The sequence below is a fragment of the Agrobacterium sp. DE0009 genome (assembly GCF_007680755.1).
Taxonomy (GTDB): domain Bacteria; phylum Pseudomonadota; class Alphaproteobacteria; order Rhizobiales; family Rhizobiaceae; genus Agrobacterium; species Agrobacterium tumefaciens_B.
Window position 1 is genome coordinate 245,591 of sequence record NZ_VEIU01000002.1, and the last position, 16,007, is coordinate 261,597.

The following is a 16,007-nucleotide window of genomic DNA, read 5'->3' on the forward strand; positions in this document are numbered from 1 at the left end:
TTCCTCCCAATATCTGTCTGCATTCGCGGAGCCGATATCGGCCCGCCTCCTTTGATCGCAGGTATCGCGCATCCAAAAGCACAATGTCAATCAAAAACGATCATAAATTCTCATGCTGCAGCGCGATATTGATTAATTTGATCGTTCTTGATTGACAACGTAAAGAGATTGCGAATAATCACGGTCAGGAGGACCCCATGCACGAACGCGAACGCCATCGCATCATCTTGAGCGCCACACAGGAAAAAGCTGTCGTGACGGTGCAGGATATTGCCGAACTGACGGATGCGTCGGAAGCGACGATCCGCCGGGATATCGCGTCTCTGCATGTTCAGGGCAAGTTGCGCCGCGTGCGCGGCGGGGCGGAAGCGGTGCATCCGCCGCAGCTCGGCAATCTGGCCGCAAGGCCGTTCCGGGTTTCCGAATCGGTCAATATCGACAAGAAACGCGCAATTGCGCGCAAGGCGGTTGATCTCTGCAATGATGGCGACGCAATCATCCTGAATGGCGGCACCACGACATTCCAGATGGTGCATTACATGGCGGCGCGCCGCCTGCAGGTGATGACCAATTCTTTCGCCATTGCCGAGCATCTGGTCAAACATTCCAAATGCAGTGTCAGCGTGCCGGGCGGTGCGATCTATCGCGATCAGAGCCTTATCCTGTCACCTTTCGAGAATGATGCGATCCGCAATTTTTATGCGCGGCGGATATTTCTCGGTGCGCAGGGCGTGGGCGCGCTCGGCATCATGGAATCCGACGCGCTGGTGATCCAGAGCGAACAGAAGCTGATGCGGCAGGCGGAAGAGCTGATCGTGATGGTCGATTCCTCGAAATTCAGAAAACGGTCCAGCCTGATTTTATGCCCGCTCGAAAACGTCACGACCATCATCACCGATGACGGGATTTCGGACGAGGCGGCAAGGATGGTGGGAAATGCCGGCGTCGAATTGCTGATTGCCGGTGCCGTCGGAAAAACATCCGGCCCGCCGGATGAGGAGAATTCTTCTTCGGTCGCATGAGGAGCGCCGGGGAGAAAAACAAGGTTCAAAACGGGAGGAAAAGGGACATGAAACTTACACGCAGAACATTGACCAGCGTCTTGGCACTGAGCGCGGCGCTTTCCGTCGCGGGGCTGGGCGGCGTCGCCCAAGCCGCCGATGTGAAGATCGCGCTCGTCGTCAAATCGCTCGGCAACGGCTTTTTCGAAGCCGCCAACAAGGGCGCACAGGAAGCCGCAAAAGACCTCGGCGGCGTCGAGATCATCTATACCGGCCCGACCAGCACCACGGCGGAAGGCCAGATCGAAGTCATCAATTCGTTGATCGCGCAGGGCGTTGACGCCATCGCGATTTCCGCAAACGATCCTGATGCCGTTGTTCCTGCACTGAAAAAGGCAGCACAGCGCGGTATCAAGGTCATTTCCTGGGATTCCGGCGTAGCACCTGAAGGCCGCATTCTCCAGCTCAACCCCTCGTCCAACGCGCTGATCGGCAAGATGTGCCTGCAGCTGGCTGCGGCACATTTGGAAGGCGGCAAGGGCGATTTCGCCATTCTCTCCGCCACCACCACCTCCACGAACCAGAATGTCTGGATCGGCGAGATGAAAAAGCAGCTGAAGGATTTCCCCGGGCTCAACCTCGTCACCACGGTTTACGGTGACGACCTTGCCGACAAGAGCTATCGCGAAGCGCAGGGACTGCTCTCCTCGCAGCCGAATGTGAAGGTCATCGTCGCACCGACGACGGTTGGCGTTCTCGCCGCTTCGCAGGCCGTGAAGGATGCGGGCAAGATCGGTCAGGTCTTCGTCACCGGCCTTGGCCTGCCGTCCGAAATGGCGGGCGCCATCAAGTCCGGCGCGACAAAGGAATTCGCCATCTGGAACCCGATCGACCTCGGTTATTCCGCCACCCAGATCGCCTATCGCCTGGTGAAGGGCGAAACCGACGGCAAGCCGGGCTCGGAAATCGAAGCTGGGCGCATGGGCAAGATTAAGGTTGGCGAAAACAGCGAAGCGGCGATGGCTGACCCGTTCATCTATGACGCGAAGAATATCGATCAGTTCTCGAAGATTTTCTGATCTGAGAAGCGACGGCAGTGCGTGGAGGGCACCACCCTCTGCCCTGCCGGACATCTCCCCCTCAAGGGGGAAGATCGATATGCGGCGGCCTCTCGGCCATCTCCAACGTTGCGAGTGAGCGACCGTTTTCTTCTGGCCGATCTCCCTCCTTGTGGGGGAGATGCCCGGCAGGGCAGAGGGGGGCATCCCTCGCCGCTCCACTCAAAACTGACCGGTAAGACGGAATGATGCGTGCTGAAACCCAAACCATCAACATGACAGAAGCCCCCAGCCCCACGCCCATTCTCGAAATGCGCGGCATCAGCCAGATATTCCCTGGCGTGAAAGCGCTCGATAGCGTCGATATCGCGCTATACCCCGGCAAGGTTACCGCGCTGATCGGCGAGAACGGCGCGGGCAAATCCACGCTCGTCAAGATCCTCACTGGCATCTATCGCCCGAACGAAGGCGAAATCCTGCTGGATGGCAAGACTGTCCACTTTCACAGCGCACAGGATGCCATCGATGCAGGCGTTACCGCCATTCATCAGGAAACCGTGCTGTTCGATGAGCTTTCGGTCGGCGAAAACATCTTCCTCGGCCATGCGCCAAAAGGCCGTTTCGGCCTGATCGACTGGAAGACCATCAACACGCGCGCCAGAATTTTGCTGGAACAGCTGGAAAGCACCATCGATCCTTCCATTCGGCTGAAAGACCTGTCGATTGCGCAGCGCCATCTGGTCGCAATCGCCAGAGCGCTGTCCGTCGAGGCGCGTATCGTTATCATGGACGAACCGACCGCCGCTCTTTCGCGCAAGGAGATCGATGACCTCTTTCGCATCGTCGAAAACCTCAAGCGGCAGGGCAAGGCGATCCTCTTCATCAGCCACAAGTTCGATGAAGTCTATGAAATCGCCGAGAATTATGCCGTGTTCCGTGACGGAAAAATGGTTGGCGCCGGCGTGCTTGCCACCACCCCGCAAGATGAAATCGTGCGACTGATGGTTGGCCGCGACGTGACGAATGCCTTTCCCAAACAGGCCGTCCCCCTTGGCCCAACGGTTCTTTCAGTCCGCGATTATTCACATCAGACCGAATTCCGCGATATTTGCCTCGATTTGCGCAAGGGTGAAATCCTCGGTCTTTACGGGCTGATCGGCGCCGGGCGCTCTGAACTCTGCCAGTCGCTGTTCGGCATCACCCGCCCGGCTTCGGGAGAGGTGACGCTGAACGGCCAGCCGCTCGCCATCCGCTCGCCAGAAGATGCTATCCGCGCCGGCATCGTTTATGTGCCGGAAGAGCGCGGTCGTCATGGGCTGGCGCTCGATATGCCGATCTACCAGAACATGTCGCTGCCCTCCCTCACGCGCACCTCGCGCAAAGGGTTTCTCGCCGCCGCCAATGAATTCGCGCTGGCGCGCAAATATGCTGCACGGCTCGATCTGCGCGCCGCCGCTCTCTCGGTGCCGGTCGGTACGCTTTCGGGCGGCAACCAGCAGAAGGTGGTGATCGGCAAGTGGCTCGCCACCCAGCCGAAGGTCATCATTCTCGATGAACCGACCAAGGGCATCGATATCGGCTCCAAGGCCGCCGTGCATGCCTTTATCAGCGAGCTTGCCGCCGAAGGCCTGTCCATCATCATGATTTCATCCGAACTTCCCGAAATCCTCGGCATGTCCGACCGCGCCATCGTGATGCGAGAAGGCCTGATGGCGGGCCAGTTCGAACGCGCCGATTTTTCTCCGGAAAAGCTGGTGCGCGCCGCCACCGGCAATGCCTGAGAGGGGCCACGAACATGCAACGTCTACTCAAAAATCGCGAATGGCTGCTGGCGGGCATCATAATCGTCATGATTGCGGGCTTTGCCCTGCGCGCACCCGGCTTCGGCCGGCCCGGCAATCTCGTCAATATATTCAATGATACGTCCATCCTCATCATTCTGGCGCTTGGCCAGATGGCGGTCATTCTCACCAAATCCATCGACCTCTCCGTCGCCGCCAATCTCGCCTTTACCGGCATGGCCGTGGCGATGACCAATGCCGCCTTTCCGGGCATTCCGCTGCCGCTTCTCATTGCCATGGCGGTCGGTATCGGCGCGTTTCTGGGTTCCATCAACGGCATACTCGTCTGGTGGCTCGGCATTCCGCCCATCGTCGTGACGCTCGGCACGCTTACCATCTATCGCGGCATGGCTTTCGTGCTTTCGGGCGGCGGCTGGGTGAATGCGCATCAGTTTTCGCCGACCTTCCTCAATGTGCCGCGCACCATGATCCTCGGCATGCCGGTGCTTTCATGGGTGGCGATCCTCATCATCGCCGGCGCGTGGCTGGTGCTCACGCGCAGCTCCTTCGGTCGCTCTGCTTACGCCGCCGGCGGCAATCCTGGTGCGGCGGTCTATGCCGGCATCGATGTCGGCCGCACCCGCTTCTTCGCCTTCGTGCTCTCGGGCGCGCTCGCCGGTCTCGCCAGCTATCTCTGGGTGTCGCGTTACGCCGTCGCCTATGTGGATATCGCCGCCGGTTTCGAACTGGATAGTGTGGCGGCCAATGTGATCGGCGGCATCTCGATTGCCGGCGGCATCGGCTCGGTGGCCGGAGCGGTGCTTGGCGCGCTGTTCCTCGGCGTCATCAAGAACGCGCTGCCCGTCATCGGCATCTCGCCCTTCGCGCAGATGGCGATATCAGGCGTGGTCATCGTGCTCGCTGTTGTCTTCAACGCCCGCGCTGAGGCCAGGAAGGGCCGCATCATCCTGCGTGACAGGGCCGCCGCAGACCATGGCAAGGAAGCATCCGCATGAGCACGAATTCCCAACCATCGCAGGCGCCGCGCGTCATTCCCGACAAACTCGGCACGCCGCTCAGCCGTATCATGGCCAGTTGGGAAGTGTTGCTGCTTGGCGTCGCGATCCTGATCTTCATCGCCAATTCGCTCGCCTCGCCCTATTTCCTCAATGCCTGGAACCTCTCCGATGCCACCTTCAACTTCACGGAAAAGGCCATCATCGCCTTTGCCATGGCGCTTTTGATCATCGCCGGTGAAATCGACCTGTCGGTCGCCGCGATCATCGCGCTCGCCTCCACCGCCATGGGAGCGGCGGTGCAGATGGGTGTCGGCACGCCCGGCCTCGTCGCCATCGGCATTGGCACCGGGCTTTTCTGCGGCGCCTTCAACGGCTTTCTGGTCGCGGGGCTGAAACTGCCCTCTATCGTCGTCACCATCGGCACCATGAGCCTGTTTCGCGGCATTTCCTACATGGTGCTGGGGGATCAGGCCTATGGCAAATACCCGGCGGACTTTGGCTATTTCGGTCAAGGCTATGTGTTCTGGGTGATCTCCTTCGAATTCGTGCTGTTCATCGTCATGGCCGTCCTCTTCGCCATTTTGCTGCACGCCACCAATTTCGGCCGACAGGTCTATGTCATCGGCACGAACCCCTTCGCCGCCCGTTTTTCCGGCATTCCCGTCGAGCGCGTGAAGTTCATCCTCTTCCTGCTCACCGGCCTGATGAGCGGCATCGCCGCCGTCTGCCTCACCTCGCGGCTCGGCTCTACCCGCCCGTCGATCGCTCAAGGCTGGGAGCTTGAGGTGGTGACCATGGTGGTGCTGGGTGGCGTCTCCATTCTCGGCGGTTCCGGCACAATTGCAGGCGTCGTCATCGCCGCCTTCGTCATGGGCCTCGTCACCTTCGGTCTCGGTCTTTTGAATGTGCCCGGTATCGTCATGTCGATCTTTGTCGGTCTGCTGCTGATCATCACCATCGCCATCCCCATCGTCGTCCGCCGCCTTCGAGCCATGAAAGGCTGAGCCATGCCGGAACTCGAAAAACACGCCTTCAAGATGAAACTCTTCGCCGGTAAGGAGGCCGAATACAAAAAGCGCCACGACGAGATATGGCCTGAACTGGTGGCGCTGCTGCACGAGGCAGGTGTCAGCGACTACTCCATCCATCTCGACCCGGAAACCAACACTCTCTTCGGCGTGCTGACGCGGCCGAAGACCCACGGCATGGCGGCTTTGCCCGATCATCCCGTGATGAAAAAGTGGTGGGCGCATATGGCCGACATCATGGACAGCAATCCCGATAATTCGCCGGTCGCAACAGACCTGGTGACGGTGTTCCATCTGCCATGAGCGAGAGCACCAGACCGAGCCGGGTCGCGGTCATCGATATCGGCAAGACCAATGCCAAAGTGGTCGTCATCGACACCGGCAGCGGCGAGGAAATTGCCGGCGAGAAGCGGACGAACCCCGTTCTTCGCGATGGCCCCTACCCGCATTATGATGTGGAGATGCTCTGGCACTTCATTCTTTCCGCGCTTCAGCGGTTTGGCCGCGAGCCGGGTTTCGACGCGATTTCCATTACCACCCATGGCGCTTCAGCAGCGCTTCTCGATGGAAACGGCAACCTTGCCATGCCGGTGCTCGATTACGAGCATAGCTACCCCAAACCCGTTCAGGAGGCCTATCGCGAGATCAGGCCCGATTTCGCAGAGACCGGCTCGCCGCAGCTTCCTGCAGGACTGAACCTCGGTGCACAAATCCATTTCCAGAAAACCGCCTTTCCGGACGATTTCGCCAAGGTGCGCGACATCGTCACTTACCCGCAATATTGGGCAGGGCGGCTGACCGGCGTTCAGGCAACCGAAACGACCTCGCTTGGTTGCCACACGGACCTTTGGAACCCGCGCCGGAAGAGCTTTTCCTCGCTGGTGGAGCGTCTCGGCATCCAGCATCTGATGGCGCCTGTCCGTTCCGCTTTCGATGTGCTGGGAACGATCCACCCATCGCTGGCGCAGGAAACCGGGCTGTCTGCGACTATGCCGGTCTATTGCGGCATCCATGATTCCAATGCCTCGCTCCTGCCGCACCTTCTTCGCCGCAACGGAGATTTTTCTGTCGTTTCCACCGGCACCTGGGTGGTGAATTTCGCCATTGGCGGCAAGGCGGATGCATTGGATCCCAGCCGCGATACGCTTTTGAATGTCGATGCCCTCGGGCGACCGGTTCCTTCCTCTCGCTTCATGGGCGGCAGGGAATATGAGATGTTGGCGGCGCAATTCGGACCAGCGACGATCCACGAGATTGAAGCCGCGCTCGGGGCGGTTATCGAAAAAGGAATGATGCTGCTGCCGAGCGTTGTCAGCGGCTCCGGCCCCTTTCCGGAAAAGGCGGCACGCTGGATCGCCGATGGCGATGCGACAGGGGCGGAGCGACATGCCACTGCCTCGCTCTATCTCGCCCTGATGACGGAATTCTGCCTTTCGCTTGTTGAACGAAGAGGACCTGTGGTCGTTGAAGGACCCTTCGCCGGAAACACGCTCTATTTGAAGGCACTGGCCGCTTTTGCAGCAACCGACGTCGTTGCCATGGAAGGTTCGACGGGAACCAGTGCGGGTGCTGCGCTCCTTACCGGGATTAAGCCGGTTGCAGGGCGAGAGCGTCATTTCACGGCGGGGGATATCCCCGAGCTGACTTCCTATCGCACCGCCTGGCGAGGCCATTTAACCTAGCCCAAATAAAATGCGGCCGAATGATCGGTCGCATTTTGATAATGGGAAGAGCATTAGCCCTTGATGAAGGCCAGCAGGTCGGCGTTCAGCACATCGGCATTGACGGTCAGCATGCCGTGCGAGAAGCCGGGATAGGTCTTCAGGGTGCCGTTTTTCAGCAGCTTGATCGATTTGTGAGCCGAGTCGGCGATCGGAACGATCTGGTCGTCTTCGCCGTGCAGCACCAGCGTCGGAACGCTGATATTCTTCAGGTCTTCGGTCTGGTCGGTTTCAGAAAAGGCCTTGATGCCGTCGTAGTGGGCCTTTGCGCTGCCCATCATGCCCTGACGCCACCAGTTCTGGATCACGCCTTCATGCACGGTCGCGCCATCGCGGTTGAAACCATAGAACGGGCCAGCCGGCACGTCGCGGAAGAACTGCGCACGGTTTGCGGCAAGCGCCGAGCGGAAGCCGTCAAAAACCTCCATCGGCAGGCCTTCCGGATTGCCTTCGGTCTTGACCATGATCGGCGGTACAGCGGAAACGAGAACGGCCTTGGCAACACGGCCGGCGGGCTCACCATGCTTTGCGACATAACGTGCAACCTCGCCGCCGCCGGTGGAGTGGCCGATATGGACTGCGTTCTTCAGGTCCAGCGCCTCAACGACCGCAAAGGCGTCGGAAGCATAATGATCCATGTCGTGCCCCTCCGAGACCTGCGCCGAGCGGCCGTGGCCACGGCGGTCATGGGCGACGACGCGATATCCCTTGGAGAGGAAGAACAGCATCTGCGCATCCCAGTCATCGGAAGAGAGCGGCCAGCCGTGGTGGAAAACGATCGGCTGGGCATCCTTCGGGCCCCAGTCCTTGTAGAAGATTTCGGTTCCGTCTGTCGTCTTAACAAAGCCCATAATCGTTTCTCCTTCGGTTGCGTTGGCATCTCCGGTGCATCCTGTTGTGCGCCGGTTTGATGGAGGGATAATGACGCAGGAAAACGGCCTCAACAATTACAATAATAATTCGGAATGAATTGCGTTTTTGGCAATAATAATGGAGCCGCCCGCTACCAGATGAATTGTGACACGGGCACTAAACGGCATGAAGCTCCAAAGGTTGCGCCGGATGGCGCAAGCGGCTGGTAAAATGATTGCGGGCAAAACGCTAAGCGCCCTGCCCGCAGTTTAAAACAAACTTTCCAACGTCGCTCTCGGCGTGAGATGCCCGGCTTTCAATCCACCTCGGGATCGTATTCCCTCGGGCCGTCATCCCGGGAAAACAGCACGCAGGGACCGCGAGAGCCGCGCGGATCATAGGCATAACCTTTGGCGGTGAGTGCCTGCATGATGTCGCGGACGCCGGCGAGACCGTAAAGGTGGTCGTGCAGTTCAACGAATATCCGCTCCACGCCGGCAAGCTCGGCCTTGCCGAGCAGATCGCGCTCCGCGCCTTCTATATCCATAACGAGCGCGGTAATGCCCTGCTCCGCAACAAATTCATCGATATTCGCGGAGGAGATTTCGATGCGTTTTTCATAAGGGCCCTGATTTTCGTCCATGGACGACATCCAGAGATCCTTGCGAACATAAAAGGCATAGGAGCTCGGCTCGTCGGCGGTAAGAAGTCCCTGCGAAAACACGACATTGCCGCGGCAATTGGCCTTGATGACCCGCTCCGCGAGCGCGGCCGTGGAGGGATTGGCCTCGAAAGCCCAGACGGATACATCCTCAATGCCGGCGATGATCGAGGTGATGATGCCGATGCCTGATCCCAGCTCGAGAACACGATCGCCTGGTTTGATGGCTTTCAGGACGCTCCGCGCTTCTTTTGCCTCATAGCTGCCGTCGGTCAGCGCCTGCCAGATGACGGGCGAGACCTCATCGGAAGAAAGAGGAAGGGCCACCCCATGCACGTCCAGTATTTCCATTAGTTCATGCCTTTTCATAAAGTCAGCAACGTCAGCGAAGCGGATGCTGCGGTTTGGCAATCAACGATAAATCAAGTAAAAAAGCCATCGCTTTCGCCAGAGAACGGGCATTCGTTCACACAGTACTCCAAGCCACCAGTTCTTTCGCCGGCAGGGGTCTGCTGATGAGATATCCCTGAACCTGATCGCAGCCGAGGCGCCTCACGCACTCATATTGCTCTTCCGTCTCGATACCCTCGGCAATCGTCGTCATCCGCAGACTGCGACCGACGCCAACCACAAACTCTACGATCGCAAGCGCATCGCGGTCGGTGGTTATATCTCGCAGGAAAGAACGATCGATCTTGATCTTGTCGAAGGGGACGCCGCGCAGGTTGGCGAGCGACGAATAGCCGGTACCGAAATCATCCATCGCGATTTTGATGCCGACCGCCTTCAGCCGTGACAGCGTATTGATCGTCTGGTCGCTCTTGTTGAGAAGGATAGATTCCGTAATCTCAAGCTCCAGACGGCTCGGCTCAAGTCCGCTTTTTTCAAGCGCGCCCATGACATTCTGGATGAGACTGGTGCTGTGGAACTGAACGGGCGAAAGATTGACCGCCACCTTCATGTCCTCGTCCCACTGCATGGCCTCCCGGCACGCGGTTTCCATCACCCATTTACCGAGCGAATGAATGAGGCCAGTCCTTTCTGCGACGGGAATGAACACGCTGGGCGGCACGTCACCGCGGATAGGATGTTTCCAGCGCAATAACGCTTCGAAGCCACAGAGCTTGCGGGTCTGGGTTGCCACCTGCGGCTGGTAATACACTTCCAGCTCGTCATTCTGCAGCGCAGTCTGCAGGTCAGCCTCGAAGGACTTTTTTTCGGTCAACTGCTTCTGCATGCGAACCTTGAACACACTCGCCCGGCCGGGGCCGATCGCCTTGGCCTCGTAAAGCGCGAGATCCGCACGCTTGAACAACTCGTCCGCATCGACGGCGCCATGCGAAATGGCGATGCCGATACAGGTCCCGATTTTGACCTCCTGCTCACCCAGCTGGTAGGTGCGGCTGATCTGGTCGATGAGCTTGGAGGCGAGGCGTCGCGCGGCATCTTCGTTGAGATCGTCGGACACCACCGCGAATTCGTCGCCGCCCAGACGGCAGACCATGTCGTAATCACCGCCGATTGCCGAAAGACGCTGCGCCACCGCCTGAAGCAGCGCATCGCCCGCATCGTGGCCAAGCGTATCGTTGACGTCCTTGAACCCGTCGAGATCGAGAAGCAGGATTGCGGTCGTGCCGGTTCCGCCAAAGGATCGGCGTAATCTCTCGATCAATTCCTGCCGGAACAGTGCGCGGTTCGGTAGCCCCGTCAGCGCGTCATGATAGGCGTCATGTTCGAGCCTCACATTTTTCGCCTGCAATTCCAGCGTGGCCGCCCGCAGATCGTCGGTCAGACCACGCATGCTTTTCTGCGCCCGGTTCAGCAGATCGTTCTGGCGAAGCAGCAAGATCACCAGCGCGATGCCGCACAGGATCAGGCCGCCTGCAAGCGCGGTATAGACGATGTGAAGCTTGCGAACATCCTCGTGTGCGGTATCGATGAGATTGACGTCAAAGGCAACCGAGGACGAGGCAAGCGTCGTCATCGGCGCATCCAGCGCGCTCATCGCCGCAATCAGATCCGGAACCTCTGCTGGTTCGAGACTGTTGATCCGCTGCTCCAGCTTGGCCAAAACATCATCGATCTTGGCGACGAGTTCCCGCCACTGCTGCTGTTCGTTGATGAAGGCGCCAAGTTTTCCCTGTTTGAGAAGCTCGAGACGGCTTAGCATGATGTCCAGACGCAGCTGCAACTCATCCCGGTCTACCTTACTGGGAGAGAGCGCAAACATCGCCAGTCTGTTTTGGAGACGCAGGAATTCCGCGACCGTCTGGCTGACGGCCCAGGAATCATTATAACGGGCAAATTTCTGCAGAGCGGTCTGCCGCTCGGCAATGACGAAAGCGATATAGCCCGTTGCCAGGACGAAGCAACAGATAATGACCGCCACAAGTTTTCGCAAACGGCACCTTTATTCCACTATCAATTTGGCAACTTGCCATGCGGACCGTGTGTAATAGGTCTGCTTTTGCAATTCCGGATCGCTGTCATAGGGATATATGACGAACAAAGGGCCCTTTTCGCGAACGGTCATATAATTGCCATTCAGTTTGATCGCCAGGATAACCTTGTATTTCTTAAAGTCGTCGATGGGTATGGTGCTGACGTAATCGTTAAGCGCGACTGCCGTGACGTTGGTGCCCTTTGCACCCACGATATCCATCAATTTAGAGAGCGGGACACCCTCGAAACGAACGCGGCCATCGTGCCAGGGGGTCGTCGTTTCCACCGCCTCCATGCCGAGCGCTTCCAGCATGTCGCGATCAAACTGCGCAGCGCCGTCGGCATTCGTATTGGTGATGTTGCCGGAAATGGTTAATATCGGCTTGCCCTGCGGTTTGGCTATGTCCCCCGCCTCGGCACAGGAAAGCCATATGAGCGACAAGAACGCGCTGAGCAGTACCCGGGCGAAACTCATGGTTTTTCTCCATCGATAGGTTCAGGTCGAGGGTTTTCGCCAACCGTTAAAGGTCAAGGGAACCGACGGTATCAATATATATCAGGAAATGATGTTATATCCTCACTGAGTTTTTGTCCGTATTTTCTCTAGGTTTTGAGTAAACTCTTTTGATAAGTTTTTCGCGCTAATGTAGTTTTTTGATCCCGACGCCCGGTTATGGGTCAAGCAGGAGGCTTTTCCAAGGCGCAGGCCACGGGGGAAAGCCTATATAGCGGCGAGACTGCTCAACGACCTCCTCGGCGGATGCCCTGTGATTCGCGGTAAAATACGGGCCAATCAAACGCCATTCGAAAGGCAAACCGGGAGCATGAGCGCGGGCTGCTTCAGCGAAAAATCCTCACGATTGCCAAAGCGAACGGTTGAAACACCCATCGCAAAACTTAATATAAAGGCTGTCGATTTCGTTTCCGGCGGTTCCTGAACCTCTGCTGGAAATATCCAGACACCTGTCCCGCGCAGCGAAAGCCGCGATGCCGGATATCGTCCGGTCAGGAAAATCTGTTCACGTCTCCGGGTCGGACGGCTACCGCCGTATCGGCCGCATCATGAAGGTAGTCCCTATGCACACCTATCCCGACATCAAACTTCTCATTGATGGCGAATGGCGAGACGCCGTTTCCGGCAAGACGATCGCCGTGTCCGATCCCGCGACCGACGAAATCATCGGCGCGATCGCCCATGCCGAGAAGGAAGACCTTGATCTGGCGCTTGCCGCAGCCGAGCGCGGTTTCAAGCTGTGGCGCGACACCTCGCCCTTTGAGCGTTCGAAGATCATGCGCAAGGCTGCCGATATCCTGCGCGAGCGCAAGGACAAGATCGCCTATATCATGACCCGCGAGCAAGGTAAGCCGCTGGCGCAATCCGCCACCGAGATCATGGGTGCTGCCGACACAATCGACTGGTTTGCCGAAGAAGCCCGCCGCACCTATGGCCAGGTTATCCCTGCCCGCGCGACCGGCGTTTCGCAGCTTGCCATCAAGCTTCCGGTCGGTCCCGTGGCAGCATTCACGCCTTGGAATTTCCCGATCAACCAGATCGTCCGCAAGCTCTCCGCGGCGCTTTCCACCGGTTGCTCCATCATCGTCAAGGCGCCCGAGGAAACCCCGGCATCTCCGGCAGAACTCATCCGCGCCTTCGTCGACGCCGGTGTGCCTGCCGGCGTCATCGGCCTTGTCTATGGTGTTCCTTCGGAAATTTCCGAATACCTGATCCCGCATCCGGTCATCCGCAAGATTTCCTTCACCGGCTCAACCCCGGTCGGCAAACATCTGGCAGCGCTTGCGGGCAAGCATATGAAGCGCGCGACGATGGAACTTGGCGGTCACGCGCCGGTCATGATCTTTGACGATGCCGATATCGACAAGGCGATCGAGGTCACCTCGCTTGCCAAGTTCCGCAATGCCGGTCAGGTCTGCGTCGCGCCCACCCGCTTCCTCGTGCAGGACGGCGTGGCGGATCGTTTCCTCGAAGGTTTCGTGGAAGCCACGAAGGCAATCAAGGTGGGCAATGGTCTGGAAGACGGCGTGGTCATGGGGCCGCTCGCCAATGAGCGCCGCATTCCCGCACTGGAAGGCCTCATCAACGATGCCGTTTCGCACGGCGCCGAACTGAAAACCGGCGGCCGCCGCATCGGCAACAAGGGCAATTTTTTCGAGCCGACGGTTCTCGCCAATGTGCCCACGTCTGCGAAGATCATGAACGACGAGCCCTTTGGCCCGGTCGCGATCATCAACCGCTTCTCGACGTTTGACGATGCCATCACCGAAGCGAACCGCCTGCCCTTCGGCCTTGCATCCTATGCCTTCACCGGCTCGGTCAAGACCGCGCACGCGCTCGGCCAGCAGGTCGAGGCCGGCATGCTGACCATCAACCACAACGGCCTTGCGCTCCCCGAAGTCCCCTTCGGCGGCATCAAGGACTCCGGTTACGGCACGGAAGGCGGCTCGGAAGCAGTTCAAGCCTATCTGGAGACAAAGTTCGTCAGCCAGATGAGCTGAGGCTCAGAAAAGTCGGTTCTGGGCGGAATTCGCCCAGAACTTCCATCGCGACCCCCGATATCCTGGCGCACGGGCACCTGAACGGCAGCCAGTTAAACGCCCCGCTTGTTTCCCCACAAGAGCACATGAAGCTGCGGCAGCACGCGGGCGGAAAACCAGCGGTCTTCACTCACCTTGTCCACCAGCCATAACATCCGGTCCATCACCCCATCGATATCGACACGCGCGTCGTCATCATCCGGGGGCGGCGGGGTGTGGTTGCCGGGTTGAAGATAGACCGCCAGATGCGGAAACCGCGCTGACGCGGCTTTGGCGTAGGCGTAATCAACATCATCGAAAACAACAACCTTCAAGGCCACCTGCGGTCGGGTGCCAGCGACACCGAGACAGTCTGCGAAAGCCGACCAGTCCGTCTCCATGCCGCTCGATGGCGGTTTCGGGCTCAGAACCAGGTAGTCGAGAGAGCCGAACCAGCCCTTGGCGATGCTGCCTTGCGTCTCAAGCGCGAAGCGATAACCTTCGGACTGCCCTTTTGCGATTAATTCGCCAAGTGGCTGGATGGCAGGGTTGCCGCCAGACAACGAGACCGTCAGCGGAACACCCGCGGACAGCCGCCGCACCTCCTGCCAGATTGCGTCGACCGACATGGGTTTCCACGTGTCGCGATAATCGCTATCGACCGCGTGCAGCGTATCGCACCAGGAGCAGCGGTAGTCACAGCCCCCGGTTCGCACAAAAACCGTCGGCGAACCGATCAGCAGACCTTCGCCCTGAATGGTCGGCCCGAAGATTTCGCTGATGCGGATCGTGGTGTCCTTCGCTGCAGTGTTTTGTGCAGCCGCCATCATGGCCGGTATTCCGCCCACGTCTTGGCGGTTTCGCTAACCCGCACGGCGCTGGTTTCCGGCAGACGCTCCTTGCACCAGTCATAAAAATGTTTCGCCAGGCATTCCGCCGTCACCCGGTCATGGCCGAGAACATCATTCAGGTGGCGATGGTCAAACTTGTCGTCAATGTAGTACTTCAGCGGCGCAAGCTCATGGTAATCGCGCACGAAACCGTGCTCGTTGAGCTCTTCGCCTGCAAGCTCGACCTCAACGATATAATTATGGCCATGCAGACGGCTGCACTGGTGGTCGGCGGGCAGGCTTTTCAACTGGTGCGAGGCGGAGAAGTGAAATTCCTTGGTGATGCGGAACATCAACGCACCTCCTGCGCCGCAAAGGCATGGGTGGCCGCCACCCAGAAGTCTGGGTCCTCATAGTCAGTCGGGTCGGTCACGCCAGCCAGATGAAAGGCCTCACGCCGTTCCACGCATGTGCCGCAGCGGCCGCAGTGCGTAAGGCCACCTTTGTAACAGGACCATGTTTCGCCAAACGGCGTACCGTATTTTACGCCATCGGTCACGATGGCCGCCTTGGAAACGGTGACATAGGGCGCGAAAAGTTTCACATCAGCATAGCCTTCAAGCGCGTGCGCCTGCATGGCATTGAAGCTGTCGATGAAGCCCGGCCGGCAGTCGGGGTAGATGAAATGATCGCCCCCGTGAACGGCAATCGCCACTGCATCCGCCTGCTGTGCGGCAGCCAGCCCGAACGCGATGGTGAGCATGATGGCATTGCGGTTCGGCACCACGGTGGAACGCATCGTCTCCTCCGCATAATGCCCGTCCGGCACCTCCACATCATCGGTCAGTGCGGAACCGGTGAGGTAGGCGCCGATGGCTCTGATATCGATGATATGATGCGGCACGCCGAGCCGTCTGGCGCAATCGGCGGCAAAATCCAGTTCCTTCCTGTGGCGCTGGCCATAATCGAAGGATACGAGAGCGAGAAGTTCATGTTCCGCGGCGATTTTATGCGCAAGCGAAACGGAGTCCAATCCGCCGGAGCAGATGACGATGGTTTTCATAGTTCAGGATCCCTTGTTT

15 protein-coding genes are annotated in these 16,007 nt (G+C 58.8%); 8 read left to right on the plus strand and 7 right to left on the minus strand.

Annotation, left to right across the window (positions count from 1 at the left end; translation table 11 throughout):
- Window positions 1-197: 197 nt before the first annotated feature.
- From FS804_RS10600 to FS804_RS10635, 7 genes are all read left to right on the plus strand, one after another.
- Entirely contained in the window at window positions 198-1,022 is an 825-nt protein-coding gene (locus FS804_RS10600; RefSeq protein WP_144576560.1) for a DeoR/GlpR family DNA-binding transcription regulator, read from the plus strand.
- 47 nt (window positions 1,023-1,069) lie between these two features.
- Complete coding sequence (gene rhaS / locus FS804_RS10605) at window positions 1,070-2,080, plus strand: rhamnose ABC transporter substrate-binding protein (protein WP_144576561.1); 1,011 nt, start codon at window positions 1,070-1,072, stop codon at window positions 2,078-2,080.
- Window positions 2,081-2,304: 224 nt separating this feature from the next.
- Window positions 2,305-3,840, plus strand: coding sequence for a sugar ABC transporter ATP-binding protein (locus FS804_RS10615; RefSeq protein ID WP_186376762.1), 1,536 nt, complete (start codon window positions 2,305-2,307; stop codon window positions 3,838-3,840).
- Between the two features lie 14 nt (window positions 3,841-3,854).
- Window positions 3,855-4,856: an ABC transporter permease gene (locus FS804_RS10620; RefSeq protein ID WP_063949195.1), complete on the plus strand. Its 1,002-nt coding sequence runs from the start codon at window positions 3,855-3,857 to the stop codon at window positions 4,854-4,856.
- Window positions 4,853-5,863: an ABC transporter permease gene (locus tag FS804_RS10625; RefSeq protein ID WP_144576563.1), complete on the plus strand. Its 1,011-nt coding sequence runs from the start codon at window positions 4,853-4,855 to the stop codon at window positions 5,861-5,863. Before FS804_RS10620 ends, FS804_RS10625 begins: the two co-directional genes overlap by 4 nt.
- 3 nt (window positions 5,864-5,866) lie before the next feature.
- A complete protein-coding gene (gene rhaM, locus FS804_RS10630) occupies window positions 5,867-6,190 on the plus strand; it encodes an L-rhamnose mutarotase (protein ID WP_144576564.1) in 324 nt (107 codons plus the stop codon).
- Window positions 6,187-7,569, plus strand: a complete 1,383-nt coding sequence (locus tag FS804_RS10635; protein ID WP_144576565.1) for an FGGY-family carbohydrate kinase — start codon at window positions 6,187-6,189, stop codon at window positions 7,567-7,569. Before rhaM ends, FS804_RS10635 begins: the two co-directional genes overlap by 4 nt.
- Before the next feature lie 53 nt (window positions 7,570-7,622).
- Here FS804_RS10635 and FS804_RS10640 read toward each other — a convergent pair whose 3' ends face one another.
- From FS804_RS10640 to FS804_RS10655, 4 genes are all read right to left on the minus strand, one after another.
- On the minus strand, window positions 7,623-8,459 hold the full coding sequence (locus FS804_RS10640) for an alpha/beta fold hydrolase (protein ID WP_144576566.1): 837 nt from the start codon (window positions 8,457-8,459) through the stop codon (window positions 7,623-7,625).
- A gap of 317 nt (window positions 8,460-8,776) precedes the next feature.
- The gene (locus tag FS804_RS10645; RefSeq protein WP_144576567.1) at window positions 8,777-9,472 is read right to left on the minus strand and encodes an FkbM family methyltransferase; all 696 of its coding nucleotides are present in this window, start codon (window positions 9,470-9,472) and stop codon (window positions 8,777-8,779) included.
- 115 nt (window positions 9,473-9,587) lie between these two features.
- On the minus strand, window positions 9,588-11,510 hold the full coding sequence (locus FS804_RS10650; protein ID WP_246665872.1) for a bifunctional diguanylate cyclase/phosphodiesterase: 1,923 nt from the start codon (window positions 11,508-11,510) through the stop codon (window positions 9,588-9,590).
- 21 nt (window positions 11,511-11,531) lie between these two features.
- Window positions 11,532-12,038 carry a molybdopterin-dependent oxidoreductase gene (locus FS804_RS10655; protein ID WP_063949188.1) on the minus strand — a complete coding sequence of 169 codons (507 nt, stop codon included), beginning with the start codon at window positions 12,036-12,038 and terminating at the stop codon, window positions 11,532-11,534.
- A gap of 602 nt (window positions 12,039-12,640) precedes the next feature.
- Between FS804_RS10655 and FS804_RS10660 the strand changes: the two genes are divergently transcribed.
- A complete protein-coding gene (locus FS804_RS10660; protein ID WP_144576936.1) occupies window positions 12,641-14,077 on the plus strand; it encodes an NAD-dependent succinate-semialdehyde dehydrogenase in 1,437 nt (478 codons plus the stop codon).
- Window positions 14,078-14,169: 92 nt separating this feature from the next.
- On the opposite strand, the gene queE is transcribed toward FS804_RS10660, so the two are convergent.
- From queE to queC, 3 genes are read right to left on the minus strand one after another with little or no spacing between them, the layout of a single operon-like run.
- The gene (queE, locus tag FS804_RS10665) at window positions 14,170-14,925 is read right to left on the minus strand and encodes a 7-carboxy-7-deazaguanine synthase QueE (RefSeq protein ID WP_144576569.1); all 756 of its coding nucleotides are present in this window, start codon (window positions 14,923-14,925) and stop codon (window positions 14,170-14,172) included.
- A complete protein-coding gene (gene queD, locus FS804_RS10670) occupies window positions 14,922-15,278 on the minus strand; it encodes a 6-carboxytetrahydropterin synthase QueD (protein ID WP_144576570.1) in 357 nt (118 codons plus the stop codon). The genes queE and queD overlap by 4 nt, the downstream gene beginning before the upstream one ends.
- On the minus strand, window positions 15,278-15,988 hold the full coding sequence (queC, locus tag FS804_RS10675) for a 7-cyano-7-deazaguanine synthase QueC (RefSeq protein WP_144576571.1): 711 nt from the start codon (window positions 15,986-15,988) through the stop codon (window positions 15,278-15,280). The genes queD and queC overlap by 1 nt, the downstream gene beginning before the upstream one ends.
- Between the last annotated feature and the right edge of the window lie 19 nt (window positions 15,989-16,007).

Bases quoted from the DNA above. Each gene is read 5' to 3' on its own strand.
- FS804_RS10600 (WP_144576560.1), top strand. From the start codon at position 198: ATGCACGAACGCGAACGCCATCGCATCATCTTGAGCGCCACACAGGAA.
- rhaS (WP_144576561.1), top strand. From the start codon at position 1,070: ATGAAACTTACACGCAGAACATTGACCAGCGTCTTGGCACTGAGCGCG.
- FS804_RS10615 (WP_186376762.1), top strand. From the start codon at position 2,305: ATGATGCGTGCTGAAACCCAAACCATCAACATGACAGAAGCCCCCAGC.
- FS804_RS10620 (WP_063949195.1), top strand. From the start codon at position 3,855: ATGCAACGTCTACTCAAAAATCGCGAATGGCTGCTGGCGGGCATCATA.
- FS804_RS10625 (WP_144576563.1), top strand. From the start codon at position 4,853: ATGAGCACGAATTCCCAACCATCGCAGGCGCCGCGCGTCATTCCCGAC.
- rhaM (WP_144576564.1), top strand. From the start codon at position 5,867: ATGCCGGAACTCGAAAAACACGCCTTCAAGATGAAACTCTTCGCCGGT.
- FS804_RS10635 (WP_144576565.1), top strand. From the start codon at position 6,187: ATGAGCGAGAGCACCAGACCGAGCCGGGTCGCGGTCATCGATATCGGC.
- FS804_RS10640 (WP_144576566.1), bottom strand. From the start codon at position 8,459: ATGGGCTTTGTTAAGACGACAGACGGAACCGAAATCTTCTACAAGGAC.
- FS804_RS10645 (WP_144576567.1), bottom strand. From the start codon at position 9,472: ATGGAAATACTGGACGTGCATGGGGTGGCCCTTCCTCTTTCTTCCGAT.
- FS804_RS10655 (WP_063949188.1), bottom strand. From the start codon at position 12,038: ATGAGTTTCGCCCGGGTACTGCTCAGCGCGTTCTTGTCGCTCATATGG.
- FS804_RS10660 (WP_144576936.1), top strand. From the start codon at position 12,641: ATGCACACCTATCCCGACATCAAACTTCTCATTGATGGCGAATGGCGA.
- queE (WP_144576569.1), bottom strand. From the start codon at position 14,925: ATGATGGCGGCTGCACAAAACACTGCAGCGAAGGACACCACGATCCGC.
- queD (WP_144576570.1), bottom strand. From the start codon at position 15,278: ATGTTCCGCATCACCAAGGAATTTCACTTCTCCGCCTCGCACCAGTTG.
- queC (WP_144576571.1), bottom strand. From the start codon at position 15,988: ATGAAAACCATCGTCATCTGCTCCGGCGGATTGGACTCCGTTTCGCTT.